Genomic DNA, 6,806 nt, shown 5'->3' on the forward strand with positions numbered 1-6,806 from the left:
CGTCACGATCGACCCCTCAGCCAGCCCTTCGCCTGACGGCCGTGGGCGGTCCGGGCGTCCGACCTGGCTTGATCCACTCGGGTTTTCGGAAGTCGGGGCATCGAGGCCGCCGCGGTACCGCGGTATCAAGAAACGCGAGTGGATCAAGGGCCTTTGTTGGTCGTGGGTACCGGGAAGCCATTGACCGAGACAGTTGTCTCACTCAGAATCGAGCTTGTCGGAGGCAAACGAAGGCAAACGCAAGATCAAAGGGGGCCATGATGAGCGGAGCACGACCCGGTCCTTCCCGACCACCCGTGCGACTGCGCCCCGTCCCGCCCTTCGACCCGCCGTACGTCGACGAGACCGACGGGGCGTACTGGCCAGCACCGACCGACGGTCAGCTCGCCCTCGACCTGTTCGCCTCCACCAGACCCCTCCCCCTCCGGCCGCCGGAACGCCGAACACCGCTGCGCCCGGTGCCCAACCGACCCGCCACCCATCCCGTCGCGTCGTTACCGCCGACGGCTGCTCCGGAGACCACCCGAGCGGCGCACCGCTTCGTCGGCACGTGCGTGGAGGTGGTCAACGGCTACCGCTCGCCGAACCAGGTGCGAGCGCTGCTCGACCCGGCCCGAGCAGCCGACCTGCTGACCGAACTCGCCCGCGCGTCCGGCCGGGCCGGGACAACCCGCCGTCGCACCGGCCGACCACTGGTTCGGCTGCTACGCCTGCGAGTTTGCGAGCCCAGGGAGACCGCTGTGGAGGCGGCAGCCGTCCTCACCGGCGCCAGCGGCCGAAGTTGGGCGATGGCAGTACGCCTGGAGCACCGTCGTGGCCGCTGGCTCTGCACCGCCCTACACGTGCTCTGACCACACTCCCGGCCCCAATCGGTCACCTGGCCGCGCCCAGGACGGCTCCAACCCGAGCCCTGCCGGGCTAGGACGAGCCGGCCAAGCCAGGCAGGGCCGGGGCCAAGCCAGGCAGGGCCGGCCCGGCAGGACTAGGCCGGGCCGGGCCGAACAGGGCCGGGCCGGCAGGACTAGGCCGGGCCGGGCCGAACAGGGCCGGGCCGAACAGGGCCGGGCCAGGGCTGGACCAGGGCCAGGGCCGGACGGGGCCAGGGCAGGGTTAAGCCAGGGCAGGACCGAGCCAGGGCAGGACCGAGCCAGGGCAGGACCGAGCCAGGGCAGGACCGAGCCAGGCCAGGGCCAGACCGGGTGATCCACTCCGGTTTCAGGAAATCGGGTTGTCCGGCTGTGGGTGATGGCCCGATTTTCATGAAGGCGAGGTGATCACGGTGTGCGGGTGCGTGTCACCCGAGGAGGGCCGCCCAGGCAGGTGGTTTGTCGGGCCGGCGGGGCTGGCAGACACCGACGGGCCCCGGCCTGGTCGGCCGGGACCCGTCGGTCAGGGACTGTCGCTGCGCGGACGCTGTCGGTCAGTTGCCGCCGTTGGGGGCGCCGTGGCAGCGCTTGTACTTGCGGCCCGAGCCACACGGGCACGGCGCGTTGCGGGACGGGCCGTTGCTCGCCTCGGCCTGGTTGGGTGCCGTCCGACGGGCGGCAGCCGACGGAACAGCCGGGCCACGCAGCCCGGATGCCGGCCGCTGTGGAGCGGACGGCGCGCTCTGCCCCGGTGCCGCCGGGGCACCCGGAGCCGGTCGGCCAACGCCGAGCGCCGGAGCCTGCTGCTCGGCCTGCTCCACGGCGACCGCACCGGGGCTGGCCTCGCCGTCGATGGTGGGCGCGGAGTATTGCAGGCCCTGCCGCCGCGGTGCCTGGTTGAGGCCCTTGGCCCGGATCTCGACCGGCTTGTCGAGCAGCGTGACCTCGTCGGCCCCCGCCTCCGGCTCGGGTTCGGTGACCTGGACCTCGATGTTGTAGAGGAAACCGACGGTCTCCTCCTTGATGCCCTCCATCATCGTGGCGAACATGTCGAAGCCCTCGCGCTGGTATTCCACCACCGGGTCGCGCTGGGCGTACGCGCGCAGGTTGATGCCCTCCTGGAGGTAGTCCATCTCGTAGAGGTGCTCGCGCCACTTGCGGTCGATGACCTGGAGCAGCACCATCCGCTCGAGTTGGCGGACGCCCTCGGTGCCGAGCTGCTCCTCCCGCCGGTCGTACGCGGCGTTGGCGTCCTCCTTGAGGCGGGCGACCAGGAAGTCGGCGTCCATGCCGGCCCGAGAGCCGCCGGTTTCCTCCTCCAACTCCTCGATCGTCACGCTGACCGGGTAGAGCTGCTTGAGGCTGGACCAGAGCTGCTCAAGATCCCAGTCTTCGCCGTAGCCCTCGGAGGTGGCACCCCGCACGTACGCCTCGACGGTGTCGTCGATCATGTTGCGGACCTGGTCGGAGAGGTCTTCACCGTTGAGCACCCGGAGCCGCTCGGCGTAGACGACCTGGCGCTGCTTGTTGAGCACCTCGTCGTACTTGAGCACGTTCTTGCGGATCTCGGCGTTCTGGCCCTCGATCTGGGCCTGGGCGCTCTTGATCTGCCGGGTGACCATCTTCGACTCGATGGGCACGTCCTCCGGGATGTTGAAGCGCTCCATCACCGCCTCGACGGCCCCGGCCCGGAAGCGCCGCATCAGCTCGTCCTGCAGCGACAGGTAGAAACGGGACTCGCCCGGGTCGCCCTGCCGGCCGGCGCGACCGCGCAGCTGGTTGTCGATCCGCCGGGACTCGTGCCGTTCGGTGCCCAGCACGTAGAGGCCACCGGCGGCGGCGACCTCCTCCGCCTCGGCGTCGCAGGCCTGCTTCCACTTGGGAAGGACCTCCTCCATCGCCTTGGCGTACTCTTCCTCGTTCTCCAGCGGGTCGAGGCCGCGCTGGCGCAGCTCGTTCGCGGCGAGGAACTCGGCGTTGCCGCCGAGCAGGATGTCGGTGCCGCGACCGGCCATGTTGGTCGCCACGGTGACAGCGCCCTTACGCCCTGCCTGGGCGACGATCTCGGCCTCCCGCGCGTGGAACTTGGCGTTCAGCACGTTGTGCGGGATGCCCCGGCGACGCAGGAGCTGGGAGAGGATCTCGGAGTTTTCCACCGAGACGGTGCCGACGAGCACCGGCTGGCCCATCTGGTGCCGCTCGGCGATGTCCTCGATGACGGCGTTGAACTTGGCCTTTTCCGTCTTGTAGATGACGTCCGGCCGGTCTTCGCGAACCATCGGGCGGTGGGTCGGGATCGTCACGACGCCGACCTTGTAGACCTTGTTGAACTCGCTCGCCTCGGTCTGGGCCGTACCGGTCATTCCGGACAGCTTCTCGTAGAGGCGGAAGTAGTTCTGGAGGGTGATGGTGGCCAGGGTCTGGTTCTCCTGCTTGATCTCCACCCCCTCCTTGGCCTCGATCGCCTGGTGCATGCCCTCGTTGTAGCGACGGCCGTGCAGGATGCGACCGGTGAACTCGTCGACGATCAGGACCTCACCGTCGCTGACGATGTAGTCCTTGTCGCGCTTGTAGAGCTCCTTGGCCTTGATGGCGTTGTTGAGGTAGCCGACCAGCGGGGTGTTCACCGACTCGTACAGGTTGTCGATGCCGAGCCGGTCCTCGACCTTGGCGACGCCCCGCTCGGTCACCGCGATGGTGCGCTTGGAGTGGTCGACCTCGTAGTCGCCCTCGCCGTCGGTGCCGGGCTGGAGCCGGGCCACCACGCCGGCGAACTCGCCGTACCAGCGGGCGGAGTGCTCGGCCGGGCCGGAGATGATCAGCGGGGTGCGGGCCTCGTCGATCAGGATCGAGTCGACCTCGTCGACCACCGCGAAGTTGTGCCCGCGCTGCACCAGCTCGTCCTTCGACCACGCCATGTTGTCGCGCAGGTAGTCGAAGCCGAACTCGTTGTTGGTGCCGTAGGTGATGTCGCACTCGTAGGCGGCCTTGTGCTCGCTGGCCGGCCGGTTGGGCAGCACCACGCCGACGGTCAGCCCGAGGAACTCGTGCACCCGGCCCATCCACGCCGCGTCACGCTGGGCGAGGTAGTCGTTGACCGTGATGACGTGGACGCCCTTGCCGGAGAGCGCGTTGAGGTAGACGGCCATGACCGAGGTCAGCGTCTTACCCTCACCGGTCTTCATCTCGGCGATGTTGCCGAAGTGCAGCGCCGCGCCGCCCATCACCTGGACGTCGTACGGGCGCTGGCCCAGCACCCTGGCGGCCGCCTCGCGGGCCACCGCGAACGCCTCCGGCAGCAGATCATCGAGGGTCTCACCCTCCTCGAGCCGCTCTCGGAACTGCTCGGTCATGCCGGCCAGTTCCTCATCGGTGAGGTTGACGTAGTCGTCCTCGATCGAGCTGACGGCATTGGCGATCGCCTTGAGGCGGCGCACCATGCGGCCCTCGCCCGCGTTAAGGACCTTTTCCAGAATCGACACGGATCAACGCTCCCCTAGACAGTCTCGAACCATCGTAGGCGCTCCATCGGCGCGATGGTCACTGGTGGCGGTGCTCGACCCCGCGGAACCCGACATAACTCGCGTCCTGCGCTCGCCCCAAACGTTATCCGGTTACGCCGTCGGCGAACGCTACGGCAGGATGCACGAGTGGAGCCCGTGGAGATCATCGAGGACGGCGTGCTGCTGCGACCCTGGCGGGAGGCGGATGCCGAGGCCGTCCACCGAGCCTGCCAGGACCCCGACATTCAGCGCTGGACCACCGTACCGCGCCCATACCGGCCGGAACACGCGCACGGATTTGTCACCGAGATGAGCCAGAAGTCCTGGGCCGAGGGCACCGGGGCACCGTTCGCGGTCTGCGACCCGGGCACCGGTGAGCTGCTGGGCGCCAACGGCCTGATCTCCATCGACAAGGACGGTACCGGTGAGGTCGGCTACTGGACGGCACCGTGGGCGCGTGGTCGGGGCGTGATGGTCCGGGCCACCCGGGCGGTGGCCCGCTGGTCCTTCGACACCGTCGGCCTGCGTCGGCTCATCTGGCAGGCCGAGGTGGGCAACCACGCCTCCCGGCTGGTGGCCCTCCGAGCCGGTTTCCGGGTCGACGGCCGGTTGCGGATGGCCAACCCGGCGCTGGAGGGCGTGGCGGACGGCTGGATCGGTTCGCTGCTGCCTGGCGAGGTGCCCGCCGCCGGGTCGCCCGGGCCGGCCCAGCCGGGCACCCTCGCCGCCCGCCGGGCCGCCGTCTTCGGCCGCCCGCAGCCCGTTCTGTTCGCCACCACCGGGGCGGGCGAGCTGCGGCTGCGGCCCATGGAGGAGCGGGACCTGGGCGCCGTGGTGCGGACCTGCCGGGACCCGGAGTCGATCCGCTGGACCACGGTGCCGGACCCGTACGACCACGCCGACGCGCTGTGGTACCAGGAGCACTGCCAGGCGCTGTGGGCCCGGGGCGACGCCGCCTGCTTCGTGATCGCCGACCAGGACGACAGCTACGCGGGCACCATCGACCTGCGGCTCTCCCCGACCGACCCGCTGCTGGCCGACGTGGGGTTCATGACCGCGCCCGACGCCCGTGGTCGCGGCTACATGACGGCCGCGCTGCTCGCGCTGAGTGCCTGGGGTTTCACCGCGCTGGGTCTGGCCCGGATCGAGTGGAAGGCGAACGTCGGCAACGACGCCTCCCGTCGGGTGGCGGAGAAGGCCGGCTTCTCGTTCGAGGGGACCGCCCGGGGTGCCGTACCGCACCGGGGCGAACGGGCCGACGTCTGGGTCGCCGCGCTGCTCGCCGAGGATCTGGCGTGACCGAGCAGGAGGTCATCGAGGCGTACGGGGTGCGGCTGCGGCCGTTTCACACCGGGGACACCGCCGACGTGGTCGACGGCTGCGCCGACCCGGTCAGCCAGCGGTTCGTGTCGAACCTGCCAGCCCCGTACACCGATGTCGACGCCCGCTGGTGGATCGAGGTGGGCGCTCCGGCGGCCTGGACCGGCGGCGGCGCCGCGTACGCCATCGCCGACCCGGCCACCGACCGGCTGCTCGGCGCGGTGGGGTTGAACAACCCGGTGTCCGCCCGGGGTCAGGTCGAGATCGGCTACTGGGTGCGGCCGGCGGCGCGCGGACGCGGGGTCGCCACCGCCGCGACCCGCGCGCTGAGCGACCACGCGTTCGCCGCCGGCACCGCCCGCCTGGAGCTGCTCACCGAGCCGGAGAACGCGTCGAGTCAGCGGGTCGCGCTGGCCGCCGGCTACCGCTACGAGGGCTCGCGCCGGTCGGCCGGATCCGGCCGGAACGGGGACCGCCACGACCTGCTGGCCTGGGTACGCCTCGCCGACGACCCGCCCGGCCCGACCGCCCGCCTGCTGCCCGACCTGCCCGGCGGGCTGCTCACCGACGGTGTCGTGACAGTGCGCCGGCTCGCGCCGGACGACGCGGAGCTGATGCACCGGCTGCACAGCCGACCGGAGGTCGTCGCCAACCAGGCCCCGCCGGTGCCGCCGACGCCCGAGGCGACGCAACGGCGCTGCCTGCTGGCGGAGAGCGCCTGGCTCACCGGTGTCATCGCCCGGCTGATGATCGTCGACGTGGCCAGCGGCGCGCCGGCGGGCAGTTGCGGGATGTCGATCACGGACGCGGCCAGCGGTGAGGGCTCGGTCGGCTACGCGCTGCTACCCGAGTGGCGGGGCCGGGGGTACGCGACCCGTGCGGTCCGGCTGCTCGCCGCGTGGGCGTTCGGTTCGGCGGGTGTCACCCGGCTGGTCGCCGGCACAGTGCCGGGAAACGTCGCCTCGCACCGGGTGCTGGAGCGGGTCGGCTTCCAGCGGGAGGGGCTCCAGCGTGGCCGGCTGCCCGGCCTGGACGGCACCCGCCTGGACGATCTGACGTTCGCGCTGCTCCCCACCGACCTGCGCTGAGAACGGCGGCAGGGAGTTGTGGGGGGTGG

Annotated in this window: 4 protein-coding genes; 3 read left to right on the plus strand and 1 reads right to left on the minus strand. The window is 71.0% G+C overall.

Annotated features, from left to right (window positions below; genetic code table 11):
• Positions 1-257 precede the first annotated feature (257 nt).
• Complete coding sequence (locus KBX53_RS17425) at positions 258-851, plus strand: Rv3235 family protein (RefSeq protein WP_030331505.1); 594 nt, start codon at positions 258-260, stop codon at positions 849-851.
• Between the two features lie 569 nt (positions 852-1,420).
• On the opposite strand, the gene secA is transcribed toward KBX53_RS17425, so the two are convergent.
• Complete coding sequence (gene secA, locus KBX53_RS17430; protein WP_210860380.1) at positions 1,421-4,348, minus strand: preprotein translocase subunit SecA; 2,928 nt, start codon at positions 4,346-4,348, stop codon at positions 1,421-1,423.
• A gap of 168 nt (positions 4,349-4,516) precedes the next feature.
• Between secA and KBX53_RS17435 the strand changes: the two genes are divergently transcribed.
• Positions 4,517-5,668 carry a GNAT family N-acetyltransferase gene (locus KBX53_RS17435; protein WP_030331508.1) on the plus strand — a complete coding sequence of 384 codons (1,152 nt, stop codon included), beginning with the start codon at positions 4,517-4,519 and terminating at the stop codon, positions 5,666-5,668.
• The gene (locus tag KBX53_RS17440; protein WP_030331510.1) at positions 5,665-6,777 is read left to right on the plus strand and encodes a GNAT family N-acetyltransferase; all 1,113 of its coding nucleotides are present in this window, start codon (positions 5,665-5,667) and stop codon (positions 6,775-6,777) included. The genes KBX53_RS17435 and KBX53_RS17440 overlap by 4 nt, the downstream gene beginning before the upstream one ends.
• Positions 6,778-6,806 lie beyond the last annotated feature (29 nt).

Source organism: Micromonospora sp. M51 (genome assembly GCF_018070305.1).
GTDB lineage: Bacteria > Actinomycetota > Actinomycetes > Mycobacteriales > Micromonosporaceae > Micromonospora > Micromonospora parva.

Bases quoted from the DNA above. Each gene is read 5' to 3' on its own strand.
- KBX53_RS17425 (WP_030331505.1), top strand. From the start codon at position 258: ATGATGAGCGGAGCACGACCCGGTCCTTCCCGACCACCCGTGCGACTG.